Origin of the sequence: Bacillus sp. SIMBA_005, from assembly GCF_046535585.1 — a bacterium.
Taxonomy (GTDB): domain Bacteria; phylum Bacillota; class Bacilli; order Bacillales; family Bacillaceae; genus Bacillus; species Bacillus pumilus.
The window spans coordinates 1-240 of record NZ_JAWRWI010001073.1 but is presented as its reverse complement, the minus strand read 5'-3'; the positions used below and the strand labels follow the sequence as shown (position 1 = coordinate 240).

The following is a 240-nucleotide window of genomic DNA, read 5'->3' as shown; positions in this document are numbered from 1 at the left end:
CCAGCCATTACGAGATTCGGCAGTGCATCGAGCTGTTGCCTGCGCCTTCGGATGCCACGTGGCTGCTACGGGTGAAGGGGCAGTTCGGCCTCTTGCCGCTGGACAACGACTCCGACAAGACCAGCATCGACCCAGAGGCGATCTTTCTGTTGGCCCTGGCTAACGCCAAGGCCCATTACGGGCAGCCGGACGCCGGCAATTATGCCCAGCAACTCGCCGCCTACGTGCGTGACCTGATTC

At 62.1% G+C, this 240-nt stretch carries 1 protein-coding gene; it reads left to right on the top strand.

From position 1 onward, the window contains the following. Positions 1–240, top strand: a 240-nt coding sequence (locus SB660_RS23425) for a hypothetical protein (RefSeq protein WP_410584969.1), incomplete at both ends; no start/stop codon positions are given.